General features: G+C 67.2%; 17 protein-coding genes. 13 read left to right on the top strand and 4 right to left on the bottom strand.

Annotated features, from left to right (window positions below):
* Positions 1-27: 27 nt before the first annotated feature.
* Positions 28-693 carry a response regulator transcription factor gene (locus tag A9K58_RS05700; protein ID WP_065198423.1) on the bottom strand — a complete coding sequence of 222 codons (666 nt, stop codon included), beginning with the start codon at positions 691-693 and terminating at the stop codon, positions 28-30.
* A gap of 112 nt (positions 694-805) precedes the next feature.
* Positions 806-2,749, bottom strand: a complete 1,944-nt coding sequence (acs, locus tag A9K58_RS05695; RefSeq protein ID WP_065198422.1) for an acetate--CoA ligase — start codon at positions 2,747-2,749, stop codon at positions 806-808.
* Positions 2,750-2,994: 245 nt separating this feature from the next.
* On the opposite strand from acs, the gene A9K58_RS05690 reads away from it, so the two are divergent.
* The 4 genes from A9K58_RS05690 to xth all read left to right on the top strand — a co-directional run bounded on the left by A9K58_RS05690 (position 2,995) and on the right by xth (position 8,803).
* Positions 2,995-4,422 (top strand): DcaP family trimeric outer membrane transporter, encoded by a 1,428-nt coding sequence (locus tag A9K58_RS05690; protein WP_065198421.1) that lies wholly within the window; start codon positions 2,995-2,997, stop codon positions 4,420-4,422.
* Between the two features lie 126 nt (positions 4,423-4,548).
* On the top strand, positions 4,549-6,210 hold the full coding sequence (locus A9K58_RS05685) for an MFS transporter (RefSeq protein WP_065198420.1): 1,662 nt from the start codon (positions 4,549-4,551) through the stop codon (positions 6,208-6,210).
* A gap of 261 nt (positions 6,211-6,471) precedes the next feature.
* A complete protein-coding gene (locus A9K58_RS05680) occupies positions 6,472-7,881 on the top strand; it encodes a coniferyl aldehyde dehydrogenase (protein WP_065198419.1) in 1,410 nt (469 codons plus the stop codon).
* Positions 7,882-8,035: 154 nt separating this feature from the next.
* Positions 8,036-8,803: an exodeoxyribonuclease III gene (gene xth / locus A9K58_RS05675; RefSeq protein WP_065198418.1), complete on the top strand. Its 768-nt coding sequence runs from the start codon at positions 8,036-8,038 to the stop codon at positions 8,801-8,803.
* A 43-nt stretch (positions 8,804-8,846) separates the two neighbouring features.
* On the opposite strand, the gene A9K58_RS05670 is transcribed toward xth, so the two are convergent.
* On the bottom strand, positions 8,847-9,098 hold the full coding sequence (locus A9K58_RS05670) for a GlsB/YeaQ/YmgE family stress response membrane protein (RefSeq protein WP_065198417.1): 252 nt from the start codon (positions 9,096-9,098) through the stop codon (positions 8,847-8,849).
* A gap of 84 nt (positions 9,099-9,182) precedes the next feature.
* Between A9K58_RS05670 and A9K58_RS05665 the strand changes: the two genes are divergently transcribed.
* From A9K58_RS05665 to A9K58_RS05625, 9 genes are all read left to right on the top strand, one after another.
* Entirely contained in the window at positions 9,183-9,782 is a 600-nt protein-coding gene (locus A9K58_RS05665) for a 4'-phosphopantetheinyl transferase family protein (protein WP_065198416.1), read from the top strand.
* A 39-nt stretch (positions 9,783-9,821) separates the two neighbouring features.
* A complete protein-coding gene (rsmG, locus tag A9K58_RS05660) occupies positions 9,822-10,460 on the top strand; it encodes a 16S rRNA (guanine(527)-N(7))-methyltransferase RsmG (RefSeq protein WP_065198415.1) in 639 nt (212 codons plus the stop codon).
* A gap of 112 nt (positions 10,461-10,572) precedes the next feature.
* Positions 10,573-11,370, top strand: coding sequence for a ParA family protein (locus A9K58_RS05655; RefSeq protein WP_065198414.1), 798 nt, complete (start codon positions 10,573-10,575; stop codon positions 11,368-11,370).
* Positions 11,370-12,293 carry a ParB/RepB/Spo0J family partition protein gene (locus A9K58_RS05650; protein ID WP_065198413.1) on the top strand — a complete coding sequence of 308 codons (924 nt, stop codon included), beginning with the start codon at positions 11,370-11,372 and terminating at the stop codon, positions 12,291-12,293. The genes A9K58_RS05655 and A9K58_RS05650 overlap by 1 nt, the downstream gene beginning before the upstream one ends.
* Positions 12,294-12,416: 123 nt before the next feature.
* Positions 12,417-13,160, top strand: coding sequence for a suppressor of fused domain protein (locus A9K58_RS05645; protein ID WP_065198412.1), 744 nt, complete (start codon positions 12,417-12,419; stop codon positions 13,158-13,160).
* Positions 13,161-13,197: 37 nt separating this feature from the next.
* Positions 13,198-14,163 carry an NAD-dependent epimerase/dehydratase family protein gene (locus tag A9K58_RS05640; RefSeq protein ID WP_065198411.1) on the top strand — a complete coding sequence of 322 codons (966 nt, stop codon included), beginning with the start codon at positions 13,198-13,200 and terminating at the stop codon, positions 14,161-14,163.
* A 90-nt stretch (positions 14,164-14,253) separates the two neighbouring features.
* The gene (locus tag A9K58_RS05635; RefSeq protein ID WP_065198410.1) at positions 14,254-14,976 is read left to right on the top strand and encodes a glycosyltransferase family 2 protein; all 723 of its coding nucleotides are present in this window, start codon (positions 14,254-14,256) and stop codon (positions 14,974-14,976) included.
* A complete protein-coding gene (locus tag A9K58_RS05630; RefSeq protein ID WP_005411648.1) occupies positions 14,976-15,323 on the top strand; it encodes a lipid-A-disaccharide synthase N-terminal domain-containing protein in 348 nt (115 codons plus the stop codon). Before A9K58_RS05635 ends, A9K58_RS05630 begins: the two co-directional genes overlap by 1 nt.
* Before the next feature lie 377 nt (positions 15,324-15,700).
* Positions 15,701-17,473, top strand: a complete 1,773-nt coding sequence (locus A9K58_RS05625; RefSeq protein WP_065198409.1) for a DUF885 domain-containing protein — start codon at positions 15,701-15,703, stop codon at positions 17,471-17,473.
* A 59-nt stretch (positions 17,474-17,532) separates the two neighbouring features.
* Here A9K58_RS05625 and A9K58_RS05620 read toward each other — a convergent pair whose 3' ends face one another.
* The gene (locus tag A9K58_RS05620; RefSeq protein ID WP_065198408.1) at positions 17,533-20,742 is read right to left on the bottom strand and encodes an efflux RND transporter permease subunit; all 3,210 of its coding nucleotides are present in this window, start codon (positions 20,740-20,742) and stop codon (positions 17,533-17,535) included.
* Positions 20,743-20,752 lie beyond the last annotated feature (10 nt).

The following is a 20,752-nucleotide window of genomic DNA, read 5'->3' as shown; positions in this document are numbered from 1 at the left end:
CATGCTTGGCTCCATCGCCCAGCACGATCAGTCTTCTTCCGGCGGAAGCACGATGGCGTCGTCGTCGATCGCGAGCTTGCCGGCCATCAACACGGCCTGGGTGCGGTTGGTCACGCCGAGCTTGCGCAGGATCGCGGTCACGTGGGCCTTGATGGTCGCCTCGGAGACGTTGAGGTCGTAAGCGATCTGCTTGTTCAGGCGGCCGGCGCCGAGCATCTGCAGCACGCGGAACTGCTGCGGGGTCAGCTCGCGCAGGCGCTGGCCGACCTCGCGTTCCTCGCGCTCGGTTGGCGGCACGTTGTGCGCTTCCGGCGGCGCCCAGGTTTCACCATCGAGGATGGTGGTCAACGCGTGGCCAATGGTGTCCGAGTCGGCTGACTTCGGAATGAAGCCCAGCGCGCCGTGGTCGAGCGCGCGGCGCATCACCGTGGCTTCTTCGCGCGCGGACACCACCACCACCGGCAGGTGCGGGTGCAGCGAGCGCATGTGCACCAGCGCGTTGAAACCCTGTGCGCCCGGCATGTTGAGGTCCATCAGGACCAGGTCGGCGTCGTTGTGCTGGTCGGCCAGCGCATACAGGGCCTCCACGCTGTCGGCCTCGAACAACTGCACGCCGGGGATGACCCGCTGTACCGCCCCGCGCAGGGCTTCGCGGAACAGCGGGTGGTCATCGGCAATCAGGAGGGTGGTCATGGTCGGGGGGGAACCGTGGGGGGAAACTGCATGGGGTCAGATCCCCGGGGTCGGATCCCGTTCCGCCAGGAACGGGCTCTGACCCCGGAGGATCTGACCCCGGGGTTCTGCATCAGCGGACCTTGCGCTCGTCCACCAGCGAGGCCACCACCGACGGGTCGGCCAGGGTCGAGGTGTCGCCCAGCTGGTCCGGCGCGTTCTCGGCGATCTTGCGCAGGATGCGCCGCATGATCTTGCCCGAGCGGGTCTTCGGCAGGCCCGGTGCCCACTGCAGGTGGTCCGGCGTGGCGATCGGGCCGATCTCCTTGCGGACCCAGGCGATCAGCTCCTTGTGCAGCTCATCGCTCGGTGCCTCTTCGGCCACCAGGGTCACGTAGGCGTAGATGCCCTGGCCCTTCACGTCGTGCGGGAAGCCGACCACGGCCGCCTCGGCCACCTTCGGGTGCGAGACCAGTGCGCTTTCCACTTCGGCGGTGCCGATGCGGTGGCCGGATACGTTGATCACGTCGTCGACGCGGCCGGTGATCCAGTAATAACCGTCCTCGTCGCGGCGGCAGCCGTCGCCGGTGAAGTAGCTGCCCGGGTAGGTGCGGAAATAGGTGTCGATGAACCGCTGGTGGTCACCGTACACCGTGCGCATCTGGCCCGGCCACGAATCACGGATGATCAGGTTGCCCTCGGCCGGGCCATCCTGGATCTCGCCATCGGCATTGACCAGCGCCGGCTGCACGCCGAAGAAGGGCAGGGTGGCCGACCCCGGCTTGAGGTCCATCGCGCCGGCCAGCGGCGAGATCAGGATGCCGCCGGTCTCGGTCTGCCACCAGGTGTCGACGATCGGGCAGCGGCTGTCGCCGACCACCTCGTAGTACCAGCGCCAGGCCTCCGGATTGATCGGCTCGCCGACACTGCCGAGCAGGCGCAGCGACGCGCGCGAGGTCTTCTTCACCGGCTCCTCGCCTTCGCGCATCAGTGCACGGATGGCGGTGGGGGCGGTGTAGAAGATGGTCACCTTGTGCTTGTCGATGACGTTCCAGAAACGCGAGGTGTCCGGGTAGTTCGGCACGCCTTCGAACATCAGCGAGGTCGCGCCGTTGGCCAGCGGCCCGTACACGATGTAGCTGTGGCCGGTGACCCAGCCGACGTCGGCGGTGCACCAGTAGATGTCGTCCTCGCGCAGGTCGAACACCGCTTCATGGGTGTAGGCCGCGTACAGCAGGTAACCGCCGGTGGTGTGCAGCACGCCCTTCGGCTTGCCGGTGGAACCGGAGGTGTAGAGGATGAACAGCGGGTCTTCCGCGTTCATGCGTTCCGGCTCGCAGGTGGCCGGCTGGCTGTCCACCACGTCGTGGAACCAGCGGTCACGCGGGGCCTGCATGTCCACCGCGCCGCCGGTGTGGCGCACCACCAGCACGGTCTCGACCGTGTGGGTGCCGGGCAGCTTCAGCGCCGCATCCACGTTGGCCTTCAGCGGAATCTTCCTGCCACCCCGCAGGCCTTCATCGGCGGTGATGATCAACTTGCTCTGGCAGTCGCTGACGCGGTCGGCGATCGAGTTAGGCGCGAAGCCACCGAACACCACCGAATGGATCGCGCCAATGCGTGCGCAGGCCAGCATGGCCACTGCGGCGTCGACGATCATCGGCAGGTAAATCGTGACGCGATCGCCCTTCTTGACCCCCAGGTTGCGCAGCGCATTGCCGAGGCGGCAGGTACGCTCGTACAGCTCGCGATACGTCACGTGCCGGGCCGGTGCATCCGGGCCGTCCGGCTCGAACAGCAGGGCGGTCTTGTCGCCGCGCTTCTCCAGCTGGCGGTCCAGGCAGTTCACGCTGGCATTGAGCTCGCCATCCTCGAACCACTTGATGTGGAAGTCGGACAGGTCGTAGCTGACGTTCTTGATCTTGGTCGGCTTGCGCATCCATTGCAGGCGCTCGGCGGCCTTGCCCCAGAAGCCCTCCGGGTCTGATACCGAGGCCTGGTACTGCTGTTCATAGGTCTTCTTGTCGATGCGTGCCTTGGCGGCGAACTGCGGATCGACGGGGTAGATATCAGCCATGGCACCCTCACTTGCACGTTGACTTTGTATGTGCGGTCGCAGCATCGCAGCGACCGATCCCCCTCAGTTTGCCCCATCCACCCCCGGCCGCGTCACCACTCTGGTTAGACCATGGTCGAAAGTGAGCGCCTTGCAGGGCCGGGTTCGACCAATGGCGAATAGCCGCTATACATAATCGCCCCGCAGTCTCGGCTCGACCGTGCCCCACGCGCGGCATCACCTTGCCACTTGGGAGAGAGGGCAACATGAGCCACCGTACGTTGAAAACCGTGCGCACACCTCTGGCGGCCTGCCTGCTGGTCGCCCTGGTCGCACCGGGCATGGCGTTCGCAGAGACCGCCAAAGAGAAAGCACTGGAAGCACGCGTTGCCGAACTGGAACGCCAGGTCCAGCTACTGCTGTCTTCGCAGCAACAACAGCAGACCCAGATCACCCAGACCCAGCAGGCGGTGACCGAAGTGCGCACGGTGCAGGCCGGGCAGAAGCCGGTTGCGCAGGTGCCGGCCGGCAAGCAGCCGATCCAGGTCACCACCATCACCCCGGGCGCCGCGCCGGGCACCACGGTCAAGATCGGCGGCTTCATCAAGGCTGACTTCCTGGCCACCCAGACCAGCGATGGCCAGCTGGCAGACGATGCCACCGGCCGCTCGCTGTACCTGCCGGGCCAGACCCCGGTGGAAGGCGCCGGCGGCAGCGGCAAGCGATCGGGCACGGACTTCAACGCCCACGCCAAGTTCTCCCGCTTCAACCTGGGCATCGACAACGTGAGCGAATCCGGCAACAAGGCCGGTGCGTTCTTCGAGATGGACTTCTTCGGCAACTCGCTGGGCAACCAGACCGCCACCAACACCTATGGCGTCACCCTGCGCCACGCCTACATGTACTGGAACAACTGGCTGGCCGGCCAGACCTGGTCCAACTTCATGGACGCGGCCGCGCTGCCGGAAGCGGCGGACTTCGTCGGCCCCACCGATGGCGTGATCTTCGTGCGCCAGGCGCAGGTGCGCTACACCCAGGGCGGCTTCAGCGTCGCGCTGGAAAACCCGGAAACCACCACCCTCACCGGTACCCGCAATCCGGTCACCGGTGCCTGGACCAATACCAGCGCCAACTCCGATCGCGGCAGCCTGCCTGACCTGACCCTGCGTTATGGCTGGAAGGGCGACTGGGGCACCTTCGGTGTGGGCGGCATCGTCCGCCAGCTGAAGGTCGACAACCAGACCACCGGCGCCAAGGCGGACAAGGTGGCCGGCGGCCTGACCCTGGGTGGCAAGTGGGTGATGGGCGACAGCGATTCGCTGCACTACCAGCTGACCGGCGGCGAAGGCATCGCGCGCTACATCGGCCTGGGCATCACCGCCGACAGTGCCTACGACGTGGCCCGCGACGAGCTCAACCCGACCGGCGTGCTGGCCGGTTACGTGGGCTGGCGCCATGCATTTTCGCCGAAGCTGCGCACCAACCTGATCTACGCACGCAGTGACTACGACAACGACAGCGTCCTTGGCCCGCTGGTGACCAAGAGCGTGCAGAGCATCCGCGGCAACATCTTCTATTCGCCGCTGCCCAAGGTCGATGTCGGTGCCGAGCTGATGTACGGCCGCCGCGAGATCGAGAACGGCAACAAGGGTGACATCACCCGATTGCAGTTCACCACGAAGTACAGCTTCTAAAGGAGTGCCGACCAAGGTCGGCACCTACAGAGATGGGGTGCCGGCCAAGGTCGGCATCTACCGAATTGAGTGCCGACCAACGGTCGGCACCCACCAACAACGATTGCTTCGGAGGGGAAGCGTCCCATGTCCAGTACACCCAGCACCGCACATAAAGCGGGCACCCTGACCAAGGGCCACAAGAAAGTCATCTTCGCCTCGAGCCTCGGCACGGTCTTCGAGTGGTACGACTTCTTCCTGTACGGCTCGCTCGCCGCGATCATCGCCAAGCAGTTCTTCAGTGGCGTCAATGAAACCACGGGCATGATCTTCGCCCTGCTGGCGTTCGCCGCCGGCTTCTTCGTGCGCCCGTTCGGCGCGGCCTTCTTCGGCAGCCTCGGCGACCGCATCGGCCGCAAGTACACCTTCCTGGTCACCATCCTGATCATGGGCATCTCGACCTTCCTGGTCGGCGTGTTGCCCAACTACGCTTCGATCGGCTTCGCCGCACCGGTGATCCTGATCATCCTGCGCCTGGCCCAGGGCCTGGCGATGGGTGGCGAGTACGGCGGTGCCGCCACCTACGTGGCCGAGCACGCACCGGACGACAAGCGTGGCCTGTACACCAGCTTCATCCAGTGCACCGCCACCCTTGGCCTGTTCCTGTCGCTGCTGATCATCCTGGCCTGCCGCATGACACTGGGCAACGAGGCCTTCGAGGCCTGGGGCTGGCGCATTCCGTTCCTGGTCTCGATCCTGCTGCTGGGCATCTCGGTCTGGATCCGCCTGCAGTTGAGCGAGTCGCCGCTGTTCCAGCAGATGAAGGCCGAAGGCAAGGGCTCCAAGACCCCGTTCCGCGACAGCCTCAAGGGCGGCAACCTGAAGCTGATGCTGCTGGTGCTGCTTGGTGCGGCAGCTGGCCAGGCCGTGGTCTGGTACGGCGGCCAGTTCTACGCGCTGTTCTTCCTCAGCAGCATGCTGAAGGTCGATGCCACCACCTCCTACCTGCTGATCGCCGCAGCGCTGGCACTGGGCACGCCGTTCTTCATCTTCTTCGGCTGGCTGTCCGACCGCATCGGCCGCAAGAAGATCATCCTGGCCGGCTGCCTGCTGGCGGCCATCACCTACATCCCGATCTTCAAGGGCCTGACCCACTTCGCCAACCCGGCCATTGAAGAAGCGCGCAGCAGCTCGCCGGCGCTGGTCGTCGCCGACCCGGCCACCTGCTCGTTCCAGTTCGATCCGGTCGGCTTGCGCAAGTTCACCAGCTCCTGCGACGTGGCCACCGCCGCGCTGACCAAGGCCGGTGTGCCGTATGACGTGCAGCCCGCCGCCGCAGGTTCGTTGGCGATGGTGAACGTGGGCAGTGCCAGCGTCACCTCGTACGAGGCCGCAGGCCTGACCAAGGAAGAAGGCAAGGCCAAGGCCGATGCCTTCGGCGCTGAACTGAAGACCGCCCTGGCCAGCGCGGGTTACCCGGCCAAGGCCGACGGCGCGCGCATCAACTACGCCGGTACCGTCTTGATGCTCTGGCTGCTGGTGGTATACGTGACCATGGTCTACGGCCCGATCGCCGCCTACCTGGTCGAACTGTTCCCGACCCGCATCCGCTACACCTCGATGTCGCTGCCATACCACATCGGCAACGGTTGGTTCGGTGGCTTCCTGCCGGCGATCTCGTTCGCGCTGGTGGCCGGCACTGGCAACCTGTACTACGGCCTGTGGTATCCGATCGCGATCGCACTGATGTCGGTGGTGATCGGCGGCCTGTTCCTGCGCGAGACCAAGAACGTGGATATCACCCAGTAGGAATGATGTTCATCGGATGAAGGAGAGGCCGTGGTGCAGACCACGGCCTTTTCGTTTCCCTGTAGCGCCGAGCCATGCTCGGCGACCGCGCAACGCGCGGCACAGGAATCCGCAGACGCGAACAGACAATGCTCAATGCCGTGATCGCGGTTGACAGGCATCCGAAGCCGCAGGCCCTCTCGCGCCCGGGGTCAGATCCCTTTCGTGCGCGAAAGGGATCTGACCCCCATCCAAATGTGCGGCAGGTCGTATAGTCGGCCCATGACCACCACAACGCCGGAAGACCTCCCCGCCATTCTGCATACCCTGCGCAGCGCCTGGCAGTCGCAGCGCCCATCGCTGCACCAGCGCGAAGCCGACCTGCGTCGCCTGCGCGAGGCGCTGAAGGCGCGGCTGGATGAAATGGCCCAGGCCATCGCCGAGGACTTCGGTCACCGCGCCCACGTCGAATCGAAGCTGGCCGATGGCATGAGCGTGCTGTCGGCCATCGACCACCTGCGCCGCCACCTGCGGCGCTGGTCGAAGCCACAGCGTGTGGGCGCCGGCTGGCGGCTGTGGCCAGCGCGCGCGCAGCTGCGACCGACGCCGCTGGGCGTGGCCGGGGTGATCTCACCCTGGAACTACCCGGTTACGTTGGCGCTGGTGCCGCTGGCTACCGCCATCGCCGCCGGCAACCACGTGTTGCTCAAGCCCTCCGAACACACACCGCGCACCAGCGCGTTCCTGGCCGATCTGCTGGCCAGCGTGTTCCCGCCCGAGCGCGTGGCGGTGGTGCAGGGTGGGGCGGACGTGGCCGCGGCGGTATCCTCGATGCCGCTGGACCATCTGCTGTTCACCGGTTCGACGGCGGTCGGCCGCAAGGTGATGGCCGCCGCCGCCGAGCATCTGGTGCCGCTCACGCTGGAACTGGGCGGCAAGTCGCCGGCGATCGTCTGCGGCGATTTCCCGCTGGAAAAGGCTGCTGCGCGGCTGGCCACCGGCAAGTGGTTCAACGCCGGGCAGACCTGCATCGCGCCGGATTACGTGCTGATCGACAGCGCGCGCCAGCGCGAGTTCGTGCAGGTGCTGCAGCAGCAGGTACGCGAGCGCTATGGCGACTTCAGCGATGCCGAGGACTACACGCGCATCATCAACGAAGGCCAGTACCGGCGCCTGCAGGGTTATCTGGCGCAGGCGCGCGAACGCGGCGTGCCGGTGATTCCGTTGGCACAGGTGGATGGCGCGCGCGCCGACCGCGAGCGCCTGCTGGTGCCGACCGTGGTGCTGGATCCGCCGGATGACCTGGACCTGATGCGCGAGGAGATCTTCGGCCCGATTCTGCCGGTGCGGGCCTACCCGGATCTGGAAGCCGCGCTGGCCGACGTGCTGTCCCGCGAGCGGCCGCTGGCGCTGTACCCCTTCAGCCACGACACGGCGGCCGTGGAGCGCATCCTTGGCCAGGTGGTGGCCGGCGGGGTGACGGTGAATGACACGCTGCTGCACTTCGCCGCCGATGGCCTGCCGTTTGGCGGGGTGGGGGCCAGCGGCATGGGCGCGTACCACGGCCGGGCCGGGTTCGATGCGATGAGCAAGCGGCTGCCGGTGCTGTGGCAGTCGCGCTGGGCGGCCAGCGACCGGCTGCGGCCGCCGTATTCGAAGATTGCGGGGTTGTTGAAGCTGCTGCTGCGGTGAAGCCACGCATGGCGTGGCTCTACTTGATTCAGGGCCCGATTCTTCTGTAGAGCCGAGCCCACGCTCGGCTGCCCTTGGCTGGTCCAGGCAGACGCAGCCGAGCGTGGGCTCGGCTCTACAAGGCAACCCAGGCCCACCCGGGTAGAATGCCCGCATGAAGATCGCCTCGTGGAACGTCAATTCGCTCAATGTCCGCCTGCCGCACCTGGAGCAGTGGCTCAAGGACTTCGGCCCGGACATCGTCGGCATCCAGGAAACCAAGCTGGAGGACCACAAGTTCCCCGATTCGGCGCTGATCGGCGCCGGCTACCGCAGCGTGTTCGCCGGCCAGAAGACCTACAACGGCGTGGCGCTGCTGTCGCGTGAGCCGGCGCAGGACGTGCAGATCGGCATTCCAGGTTTCGAGGACGAGCAGAAGCGCGTCATCGCCGGCACCTTCGGCGACCTGCGGGTGATCAACCTGTACGTGGTCAACGGCCAGGACGTGGGCACCGACAAGTATGCCTACAAGCTGCGCTGGCTGGACGCAGTGCATGCGTGGATCGAACAGGAGCTGCAACGCCACCCGAAGCTGATCGTGATGGGTGACTTCAACATCGCGCCGGACGCGCGCGACGTGCACGATCCGGAGGTATGGAACGACAACCACATCCTGACCTCCACCGCCGAGCGGGGCGCGCTGGGCAAGCTGCTGCAGCTGGGCCTGCACGATGGCTTCCGCCTGCACAACGACGAGGCCGGCACCTTCAGCTGGTGGGACTACCGTGCGGCCGGTTTCCGTCGCAACCTGGGCCTGCGCATCGACCTGACCCTGGTTTCCGATGCACTCAGGGGCAGCACGCTGGCCTCGGGCATCGACCGCGAGCCGCGTACCTGGGAACGCCCGAGCGATCACGCACCGGCGTGGGTGCGGCTGGGGTAATGCATGCGGCGGCGCCAGGCATGGCCCGGCGCCACCGCTCGGTTCACCGTATGCTCTTGCGGGTGAACAGGTTGACGATTGCCAGCAGGATCACCGCACCGATCAGCGAGAACAGGAACGTGCGGATCGTGATGGCTTCGTTGATGCCGCCACCGAACAGCCAGCCGGAAATCAGCGCGCCGACGATGCCGACCACGATGTTGAGGATGATGCCCTGCTGGGCATCGCGCTTCATGATGATGCTGGCCAGCCAGCCCACGACGCCGCCGACGATCAGCCAGATGATGATGCCCATGATCGAGTCTCCGGTGGAAAACCGCCACCAGTTGACGCGCTTGGCCGTGAACCCGTCGTGCAGTCCTGTGATGGGCGCGTGCGGATGAGCCTGCCAGCGACGCTCGACGGCCCGTGGCGCTTCGGTCCGGTAACGGTCTGGCGGCGCCCGCATGTCCCTGGCCAGCGCGGTGAGCCGCAGGCCCGCCAGGTGCTGGCACAGGCGCTGGATGCGGAACCGGAGACGCTGCCGCTGGTTCGTGACGACAAGGGCCGGCCGGAACTGGGCGGCGCACTGGCCCATTACGGCACCGGCTGGAGCCACAGCGGCGAGGTGCTGCTGGTCGCGCTCGGCGAGGGTGTGCGGCTGGGCGTGGACCTGGAACTGCTGCGGCCGCGCCCGCGCCTGCTGGAGATCGTGCGGCGCTTCTTCCACCCCGAGGAAGTGGCCTGGCTGGAGAGCCTGGACGAGGCCGGGCGCGAACACTGGTTCTTCCGCGTGTGGTGCGCCAAGGAGGCAATGCTGAAGGCGCACGGGCAGGGTATCTCGTTCGGCCTGCATCGCCTGCAGCTGGCGCCGGGCTCCGATGGCGCCCTGCACCTGCGCTGGTGCGACCCGGAGCTGGGCGAGGCCACGCGCTGGCACCTGCACGAATGGCAGGCGACGGGGCAGTTCCGCGCCGCGTTGGCCTGGTTCCCGCACTGACGCGGGGAATCGGCGGGGAAAACCGGCGATAATGCCGGCATGAGCGAACACGAACTCCCCGCCGGCGTGGCGACCACGCTGGAGCAGGGCCTGGCCAGCATGGGCCTGGATGCCGCGCTGGCACCCCCGCTGCTGCGTTACCTGGCCCTGCTGCACCGCTGGAACGGCACCTACAACCTCACCGCCATCCGCGACCCGCGGGAGATGGTCACCCGCCATCTGCTTGATTCGCTGGCGATGCAGCCGTTCGTCGCCGATGGCAGCCTGGCCGACCTGGGTACCGGTCCCGGGTTGCCCGGCATCCCCTTGGCGATCGCCTGTCCGGGCCTGCAGGTCACTCTGGTCGAGAGCAACGGCAAGAAGGCGCGCTTCATGCGCGAGGCAGTACGCCAGCTTGGCCTGGGCAATGCCCGCGTGGCCGAGTCGCGTGCCGAAGCGCTGGGCGAGTCCGGCCGCTACGACCAGCTGACTGCCCGCGCGATGGATACCCTGGCCGGCATTGTCCGCGTCGGCGGCCACCTGCTGCGCCCGGGTGGCGTGCTGCTGGCCATGAAGGGCGTCTACCCGCATGAGGAGATCGCGGCCCTGCCGGCGGGCTGGCAGGTGCGTGAAGTGACCCCGCTGAGCGTGCCCGGCCTGGGCGGCGAACGCCACCTGGTCACCGTCGCAGGCCCGTGATCCCGGCCGTCAGCCCCTTGTGGAACAACGGGTTGGCGATCCACGATTTCCGCCCGGGGCCGGTTGTACGCATAATGACCGGTCCCAGCATCCGTCGACGAGGCACACCCGCATGGCCCGCATCATCGCCATCGCCAACCAGAAGGGTGGCGTCGGCAAGACCACGACCGCCGTCAACCTGGCCGCTTCCCTGGCCAACGCACCCAAGCGCGTGCTGTTGGTCGACCTGGATTCGCAGGGCAACGCGACCATGGGCAGTGGCGTGGACAAGCGCGAATTGGCCGCGTCCACCTGCGACCTGCTGCTTGGCGATAACAGCGCTGCCGACGTGCGCGTGCAGACCGCCGAGGGCTACGACCTGCTGCCGGGCAATATCGACCTGACCGCCGCCGAGATCCAGCTGATGGCGCAGGGCGAACGCGAGCAGCGCCTGAAGCGCGCGCTGGCGCCGATCCGCGACGAGTACGACTACATCCTGATCGACTGCCCGCCGGCGCTGTCGCTGCTGACGCTCAACGCGCTGGCCGCCGCCGATTCGGTGATCGTGCCGATGCAGTGCGAGTACTACGCACTGGAAGGCCTGAGCGCGCTGGTGGAAACCATCGAAGCGCTGCGTGCCAACCTCAATCCGGCGCTGGAGATCGAAGGCGTGCTGCGCACCATGTTCGATGTGCGCAACAACCTCGCCAACGCGGTGTCGGCCGAGCTCACCGAGCACTTCGGCGACCGCGTGTTCCGCACCATCGTGCCGCGCAACGTGCGCCTGGCCGAGGCGCCCAGCCACGGCCAGAGCATCGTCGGCTACGACCGCGCCTCGCGCGGTGGCGTGGCCTACCTGGGCCTGGCCGGCGAGATCATCCGCCGCAACAACGAACGCAACAAGGCCACCAAGGCCGTGGAGACCGTCTGATGACCAGCAGCAAGCCGGCAGCCAAGAAGCGAGGCCTCGGCCGTGGCCTGGACGCGCTGCTGGGCCCGAAAGGCGCGGCCAGCCAGGTGCAGGCCACCACTGCGGTGATCGAGCCGCTGCCGGGTGAGGTGCTGCGCAAGCTGCCGGTCGGCCAGCTGCAGCCGGGCAAGTACCAGCCGCGCCGCGAGATGGACGAGGGCAAGCTCTCCGAGCTGGCCGACTCGATCAAGTCGCAGGGCGTGATCCAGCCGATCCTGGTGCGCCAGCTGCCGGCAGGCAATTACGAAATCGTCGCCGGTGAACGCCGCTGGCGCGCTTCGCAGCTGGCCGGCCTGGACGAAGTGCCGGTGGTGGTGCGCGAGTTGGAAGACCGCACCGTCATCGCGATGGCGCTGATCGAGAACATCCAGCGCGAAGATCTCAATCCGCTGGAAGAGGCTGAAGCGCTGCAGCGCCTGATCAGCGAATTCACCCTGACCCATGCCGAGGCCGCCGAGGCCGTCGGTCGCTCGCGCGCGGCGGTGTCCAACCTGCTGCGCCTGCTGGAACTGCCGGTGGCGATCCGCCTGCTGCTGGAAACCCGGCGCCTGGAAATGGGCCACGCCCGCGCGCTGCTGACCCTGGCCCCGGAACTGGCCGGCAAGCTGGCCCAGGAAGCGGCCGATGAAGGCTGGTCGGTGCGCGAGGTCGAGCGCCGTGCGCAGGCCTTTGCGGCTGGCAAGGTGCCGAGCAACCGCCCGGTGGCCACGCCGAAGGTGCAGCAGGCCGACATCGCCTCGCTGGAAACCGAACTGTCCGAAGCACTGGGCGCCAAGGTGGCGATCAACCACGGCCGCGGCGGCAAGGGCAAGCTGATCATCCACTACACCGACCTGGACACCCTGGACGGCGTGCTGGAAAAGCTGCGCACGCGCCAGGGCTGAGCCCGGTGCCACGTCGGGGGGCGGCCTGTTCCTGCCGCGCCCCGCGAATGACAGGGAACGTACCGCCGCGGCGCCGGGGAATGCACTGCCTTCCCGCCCGTCGCCTCATCCAGGGAGCAGGACATGAGCAACACATTCGACGACGTCAGCCCGGGCGGCAGCCCGATCCTGGTGCACCGGCGCGAAAAGGACTTTGAGCTCGCCATCGGCGAAGAGCAGCACATCGAGGCGATCAGCGCCCACATCGAACGCCATCTGGGCCCGGTGTCCGGTGTCTTCCACGAAATCATCTCCGACCTGGTGCATATCGACGTGCACGTGGTGCCGGCCAATGGGGACTGCCCGTACCTTCGTCTGGTCACCTCCGGCATGAGCGACCTGCCGATGACCGTGCCCGCCGAGGTGGGCGCGGACGTGCCGCGCTACATGGAACTGATGGTGACCCTGCCGGCCGATTGGCCGATCTCGCAGGAGGCCTTCAAGGACGAACGCAACTACTGGCCGGTGCGCCTGCTGAAGGGCATGGCGCGGCTGCCGCACGAGTACGACACCTGGCTGGGCTTCGGCCACACCATTCCCAACGGCCATCCCAGTGAGCCCTACGCGCCGGGCGTGGGCTTCGACGGCGCCATCGTGCTGCCGCCGGTGACCGCCCCGGACGACTTCGGCACGCTGGAACTGGACGGCGGCAAGACCATCAGCTTCATGACCCTGGTCCCGCTGTACCCGGAAGAGATGGACCTGAAGCTGAAGAAGGGCGCAGAGGCACTGCTCGACCGCTTCGATGCGAAGAAGATCAAGGATGTGATCGAGCCTGGCCGCACCAACGTTGCGAAGAAGCGTTTCGGTTTGTTCTGGGACCGGTAACATCAGGGGCCTGAACTTCTGCTTCCAGGCCCCTGCCATGACCCTCCTGCTCACCGGCGCTGCCGGTTTCATCGGTGCCTACACCGCCCGCGCGCTGCTGGAGGCCGGCCGGTCGGTGGTCGGCCTGGACAACTTCAACGACTACTACGACCCGCAGATCAAGCGCGACCGCGTGGCCGCGCTGTGCCCGGCACTGGATCTGCGCACGCTCGATCTGACCGATCGCGAAGGCCTGGCCGCGTTGTTCGACGAGGTGAAGCCGACCGCCGTGATCCACCTGGCCGCGCAGGCCGGCGTGCGCTATTCGCTGGAAAACCCGCATGCCTACGTCGACAGCAACCTGGTCGGCTTCGTCAACATGCTCGAGCTGTGCCGCCATCGTGGCGTGCAGCACCTGGTATACGCCTCCAGCAGTTCGGTCTACGGCGACTCGGCCACGCCGCCGTTCTCCGAGGACCAGCGCGTCGACCAGCCGCGTTCGCTGTACGCGGCGACAAAGGCCGCCAACGAGCTGATGGCCTACACCTATGCGCAGCTGTACGGCCTGCATGCCACCGGCCTGCGCTTTTTCACCGTGTACGGCCCCTGGGGCCGGCCGGACATGGCACCCCTGCTGTTCTCGCGCGCAGTGCTGGCCGGGCGGCCGATCGATGTGTTCAACGAAGGCCGCATGCAGCGCGATTTCACACATGTCTCCGACATCGTGTCAGGTATCCTCGGCGCGCTCGCGCATCCGGCCGACGGCCCGGTGCCGCACCGGGTGTTCAACCTCGGCAACCATACGCCGGTCGAGCTGGAGCGCTTCATCGGCGTGATCGAGCAGGCCGCCGGCCGCCCCGCGCGGAAGGTCTACAAGCCGATGCAGCCCGGCGACATGGTGCGCACGATGGCTGATACCCGGCGCGCGCATGACGCTTTCGGCTTCGATGCGGTGACCCCGATCGAGACAGGGCTTCCGCCGGTCGTGCAGTGGTGCCGCGAGTATTTTGGCGACCGCGCCTGAGGACGGATCCTCACGCAATCGGGTTCATCTTCGGATAACCTCGGCTGCGGAGAATGCGCGGTCTTTGTCCCCCCTTTGGCCGAGTGCCTTATGAGCCAACCCGAGCTTTCCGTTGTCGTCCCGGTGTTCAACGAGCGCGACAACGTCGCCCCGCTGGTCGCCGAAATCACCGCTGCGCTGCGTGGCCGGCTGCCGTTCGAGATCGTCTACATCGACGATCACTCGCGCGATGACACCCTGACCGTGCTGCAGGGCCTGAAGGCGACCACCCCGGAACTGCGCGTGCTGCACCACGTGAACCAGAGCGGGCAGAGCACCGCCGTGCGCACCGGCGTCAAGCACGCGCGGGCGCCGTGGATCGCGACGCTGGATGGTGATGGCCAGAACGATCCGGCGGACATTCCCAAGCTGCTGGCTGCGCGCGACGCCGCCGACCCGCAGGTAAAGCTGTTTGCTGGCTGGCGCGTCAACCGCCAGGACAGTGGCAGCAAGCGCTGGGCCAGCCGCTGGGCCAACCGCATCCGCGCACGCATGCTGCACGATGACACGCCCGACACCGGTTGCGGCATCAAGCTGTTCGAACGCAGTGCGTTCCTCGACCTGCCGTACTTCGACCACATGCACCGCTACCTGCCGGCGCTGATGCAGCGCGCCGGCTGGAAGACCACCAGCGTGCCGGTTAACCACCGCCACCGCACTGCCGGCGTGTCCAAGTACAACAACCTGGGCCGTGCACTGGTCGGCATCCGCGACCTGCGCGGCGTGGCGTGGCTGATCACCCGCAGCAAGCGCACCGCAGTGGAGGAGCGCTGATGGACCTGGAGCTGCACTGGCTGGACCAGCCGCTGACCTGGCTGTACTGGACCGGCCTGCATGTGACCGGCTGGAAGTTGATCGGCTACACCGGCGCGCTGATGTTCGGCGGCCGCTGGCTGGTCCAGTTCATTGCCTCCAAGCGTGCCGGCAAGCCGGTCATCCCGCGCCTGTTCTGGTACATGAGCGTGGTCGGCAGCCTGATGACCCTGAGCTATTTCCTGTTCTCGGCCAAGCAGGACTCGGTGGGCGTGCTGCAGAACCTGTTCCCGGCGTTCACGGCGCTGTACAGCCTGCAGCTGGACATCAAGCACCGCGGCTGGAAGCGCGACAGGGCCAGCCACTGAGGGCCCGGGGTCGGATCCCTTTCCGCAGGAAAGGGCTCTGCCCCCGTCCGGATCACCCCGTCCGGATCCGCGGCGCATCCAGGCATGACGTGGATCTAATGCATGTTCGGCGGCCGGTTCCCGGCCCTGCCTGCCGTGGGTAGAGTCGACTGTCAGTCGACTTTCGCGCGGAGCGCGGGCTTTGCCGCGTCTGGCGGAAGAGCAGCCGACTAACAGCCGGCTCTACCCAGTCGGCTCTACCACGCGCCTCCGGCGCTGGGGCTCCGGCCTGCGGCCGGTTCCCGGTCCTGCCTGCGCTGCAGGCAGGACCTTCGTCCCATGCCACGGGCGGTGGGCGGTGCCATCATCGTGGCCTGCCTTCCCGGGAACCTGTGCTCGTGAAAACCCGTCTTGCCGTTGCCCTGCTGCTCGCCCTGTCCGCCCCTGCCGTGGCCGTGGCCACACCCGCCGCCACCGTCGCACCGGCCAGCGTGGCCGCCGAATCGCCCGCCGACGCCGCCTTCCGCGCGCTGTACGAGAAGGAGTGGAAGTGGCGCCAACAGGGAGGTGGCGAGGCCAGCGAGGACGAGGACGCTCCGGCCAACGCCACCCGCATGCCTGACGTCGGCCCGGCCGCGCAGCAGGCACGCCTGAAGGTGTGGGACGAGACCCTGGCCGCACTGAAGAAGATCGACCCGAAGACCCTGTCGCCCGACAACCAGGTCAACTACGCGATCTATCGCGACCAGGTCTTCAACCTGGCCGAAGAGACGCGCCTGCGCGGTTACGAAATGCCGTTCAACGCCGACTCCTCGTTCTGGTCCAACCTGGCTTTCATGGCCCGGCGCGAGATGAAGACCGTGCAGGATTTCCGGAACTATATTGCCCGCCTGAACGACGTGCCGCGCTACTTCGGCCAGCAGACGGAAAACATGCGTGCAGGGCTGAAGCGCGGCTTCAGCGTACCGCGCGCCGTGCTCGATGGCCGCGAGGTGTCCATCGCCACCGTCGCCGAACTGAAGGACCCGACCGAATCGCCGCTGTACGCGCCGTTCAAGAAGCTGCCCAACAGCATCCCGGCCGCCGAACAGGCCAGGTTGCAGGCGCAGGCGCGTGAAGCGATCAGCGCCAAGGTGGTGCCGACGTTCCAGCAGCTGCGCACCTTCTTCGTCAACGAATACGTGCCGCAGGCGCGCACCACCCTGGCCGCCGAAGCGATGCCCGACGGCAAGGCGTACTACCGGCAGCAGATCCACGAATACACCACGCTGGACCTGTCACCGGAGGAGATCCACCGCATCGGCCTGGATGAGGTGGCACGCATCCAGAAGGAAATGAACGACATCATCAAGCAGGTGAAGTTCAAGGGCAGCTTCGCCGAGTTCCTGGCCTTCCTGCGCACCGATCCGCAGTTCTATGCCAAGACACCGGAAGAACTGCTGTCGCGTGCCGCGTGGATCTCCAAGCGCGCCGATGGCCAGCTGGGTAAATACATGACGTTGCCGCGCGCGCGCTTCACCATCGTGCCGGTGCCGCCGGACATCGCGCCGTTCTGGACCGCCGGCCGCGGTGGCATGGGCACCTATTGGCTCAACACCTACAACCTGCCGTCGCGCCCGCTGTACAACCTGCCGGCGCTGACCCTGCACGAGTCCGATCCGGGCCACGCGCTGCAGGGTGCCATCGCCGCCGAACAGAAGAACCTGCCCGAGTTCCGCCGCAACGCCTACATCTCCGCCTATGGCGAGGGTTGGGCGCTGTACTGTGAGAAGCTGGGCGTGGAAATGGGCATCTACGAAACCCCGTACGAGGATTTCGGCCGGCTGACCTACGAGATGTGGCGTGCCGCACGCCTGGTGATCGACACCGGCGTGCACAGCAAGGGCTGGACCCGCGAGCAGGCACTGGCCTACCTGCGTGACCACACCGCGCTGAGCGAGCATGAAGTGACCACCGAAGTGGACCGTTACATTTCCTGGCCGGGCCAGGCGCTGAGCTACAAGCTGGGCGAGATCGCCATCGTGCGCCTGCGTGCGCAGGCCGAGAAGGAACTGGGCGACAAGTTCGACATCAAGGGCTTCCACGACACCCTGCTCAAGCAGGGGTCGGTACCGCTGCCCGTGCTGGAACAGCAGATCCAGGCCTACATCGCCGAGCGCAAGAAGGCCTGACCGTCGTGTGATCGGGTCAGAGCCCCGCCCGATGGGCGGGGCTCCGACCCCCTGTCACCTCATCCCACCGCCCGCGCCCTGGCCACCCTCGCAGCGAAGGTCGGCAGCACCAGCAGAGTCAGCACGGTGGCGGTGATCAGGCCACCGATCACCACCGTAGCCAGCGGCTTCTGCACCTCTGCACCGGAACCGCTGGCAATCGCCATCGGGATGAAGCCGACGATCGCCACCAGCGCCGTGGTCAGCACCGCGCGGATGCGGCTGGAGGCACCGTTGATCGCCGCCTGCAGCGGCAGGTCACCGGCGTCCAGGCGTTCGCGGATCGCCTGCATCAACACCAGGCCATTCAAGGTCGCTACGCCGGAGACCGCGATGAAGCCGACTGCCGCCGATACCGAGAACGGCATGCCCCGCAGCAGCAGCGCCAGGATGCCGCCGACCAGCGCCAACGGCACGCAGCTGAAGACCAGTACCGCTTCCTTGCCGCTGCGCAGGGCCATGAACAGCAGGCTGCCGATCAGCAGGAACACCACCGGCACCACCGTGGCCAGCCGCTTCTCCGCGCGCTGCAGGTTCTCGAACTGGCCGCCCCAGGTCAGGTAGGTACCCGGCGGCAGCGCCACGTCGGCCACCGCCGCCTGCGCCTCGCCGACGAAGCCGCCCAGGTCGCGGCCACGCACATTGGCCTGCACCACCACGCGGCGGCTGCCGTTGTTGCGGCTGATCTGGTTCGGCCCTTCGCTGACCGTGATGCGCGCCACCGACGACAGCGGAATCACCCGCCCCGCCGGCGTGGCGATCGGCAGCGAGGCCAGCTGGTCCGGATCGTTGCGCGAGGCGTCATCCAGGCGTACCACCACGTTGAAGCGGCGATCACCTTCGAAGATCTTGCCGGCCGCGGTACCACCGATGCCGGTGGACAGCGCATCACTCACATCCGCAGCGGTCAGCCCGTACTGCGCCGCCGCCACGTGGTCGATCGCCACGTTGAGGGTGGGCAGGCCGGAGATCTGTTCCACCCGCACGTCGGCCGCGCCGTCCACCGCACGCAGCTTCAGCGCCACCTGGTCGGCCACCTTCTGCAGCTGGCTGAAGTCATCGCCGAAGATCATCACCGCCAGGTCGGTACGCACGCCGGAAATCAGCTCGTTGAAGCGCAGCTCGATCGGCTGGCTGAACTCGAAGCTGTTGCCCAGCTGCTGCCGGGCCAGTTTCTCGAAGCGTGCCACCAGTGCCTCCTTGTCCAGCTTCGGATCGGGCCAGTCCTTGCGCGGCTTCAGCACGATCACGCTGTCGGAGATGTTGGTCGGCATCGGGTCGATCGCCGCCTCGGCGGTACCGGTGCGCGAGAACACGGTTTCCACTTCCGGCTGCTTGGCGATCGCTTTTTCCAGTGCCAGCTGCATCGCCAGCGACTGCTCCAGCGAGGTCGACGGCACGCGCAGGGCCTGCATCGCCACGTTGCCTTCGTCCAGCGTCGGCATGAACTCGCGGCCCAGCAGCGAGAACGCGCCGATGCCCACCACCACCATCATCACCGCACCGGCCAGCACCGTGCGCGGATGCGCCACGGCCTTGCGCACCACCGGTTCGATGCGCGCACGCAGCATGCGGATCAGCCTGGTTTCATGCTCGCCGTCATCGGCATGTGCATCACCATCCTTCACCTTGGGCTCGCGCACCAGCAGCGCGGCCATTGCCGGCACGAAGGTGAAGGAGAAGAGGAAGGCACCGACCAGGGCCAGCATGAACGTGGCCGCCATCGGGTGGAACGTCTTGCCCTCCACGCCTTCCAGGGTGAGGATCGGCGCGAACACCAGCAGGATGATCAGCTGGCCGAACGCTGCCGGTCGCGCCATCTTGAGTGCAGCATCGGCGGCCACGCGCAGGCGTTCCATCGCGGTCAGCGCACGGCCCAGTTCGGCGCGGCGCTGGCCCAGCATCAGCAGGGTCGACTCGACCACGATCACCGCACCGTCCACCAGGATGCCGAAGTCCAGCGCCCCCAGGCTCATCAGGTTGCCGCTGATGCCGAAGCGGTTCATGCCGATCACTGCGAACAGGAACGACAGCGGAATCACCAGCGCGGTGATCGCCGCCGCACGCAGGTTGCCCAGCAGCAGGAACAGCACCACCACCACCAGCAACGCGCCCTCGGTGAGGTTCCTGGCCACGGTCTTGATGGTGGAATTGACCAGCACGCTGCGGTCCAGCACCGGCGCGGCGACGATGTCGGGCGGCAGCGATCTGTTCACCTGCTCCAGGCGCGCCGCAGCGGCCTGCGCGACGGTGCGGCTGTTGCCACCGGCAATCATCAGCGCGGTGCCGAGCACGGCTTCGTGGCCGTTGCGGCTGGCCGCACCCAGGCGCGGTGCGCGGCTCAGTCCGACCTCGGCCACATCGGCCACGCGCACCACTACGCCGTTGCGGGTGGCTACCGGGGCCTGTGCCAGGTCGTCGGTGGTCAGCGCCAGGCCGTCGGCACGTACCACCAGGCCCTCGCCGGCACGCTGCACGAAACCGGCACCGGCCTGCACGTTGGAACGCTGCAGGGCGGTGACCAGGTCGGCCAGGCCGAGGCCGTGCGCGGCCAGCCGTGCGCTGTCCGGATGCACACCGTACTCCTTCACGTAGCCGCCAACCGTATCGACACCAGCCAACCCCGGGCTGGAGCGCATCTGCGGTGCGATGATCCAGTCCTGCACGGTGCGCAGGTAAGTCGCGCGCTCTTCCGGCGTACGCAGCAGGCTGCCTTCCGGCGTGCGGTAGACCTCGCCGGCCTGCCAGCCGGCTTCACCGGGCTTGACCAGTTTGGCCGGATCGAACGCGGTGAAGTCCACCGTCCACATCAGCACCTCGCCAAGGCCGGTGGTGACCGGCGACAGCATCGGCGACGCACCGTCGGGCAGGTCTCCGGAGGCTTCACGCATGCGCTCGGCCACCTGCTGGCGGGCGAAGTAGATGTCGGTGGCATCGGTGAAGATCGCGGTGACCTGCGAGAAGCCATTGCGCGACAGCGAACGCGTGGTGGTCAGGCCGGGAATGCCGGCCAGCGCGGTTTCCAGCGGATAGGTCACCTGCCGCTCGATCTGCTCCGGTGTCAGCGCCGGTGCCACCGTGTTGATCTGTACCTGACGGTTGGTGATGTCCGGCACCGCGTCGATCGGCAGCCTGCCCAGCTGGAACAGGCCCACGGCAGCGATCAGCGCGGCCATGAACACCACCAGCCAGCGGTGGCGCACCGCTGTTTCAATAATCAGCTTGAACATGGTCGCCTCC

The sequence above is a fragment of the Stenotrophomonas maltophilia genome (assembly GCF_001676385.1).
Lineage (GTDB): Bacteria > Pseudomonadota > Gammaproteobacteria > Xanthomonadales > Xanthomonadaceae > Stenotrophomonas > Stenotrophomonas maltophilia_J.
The sequence above is the reverse complement of the archived record's forward strand: the minus strand, read 5'-3'. Positions and strand labels throughout refer to the sequence as shown.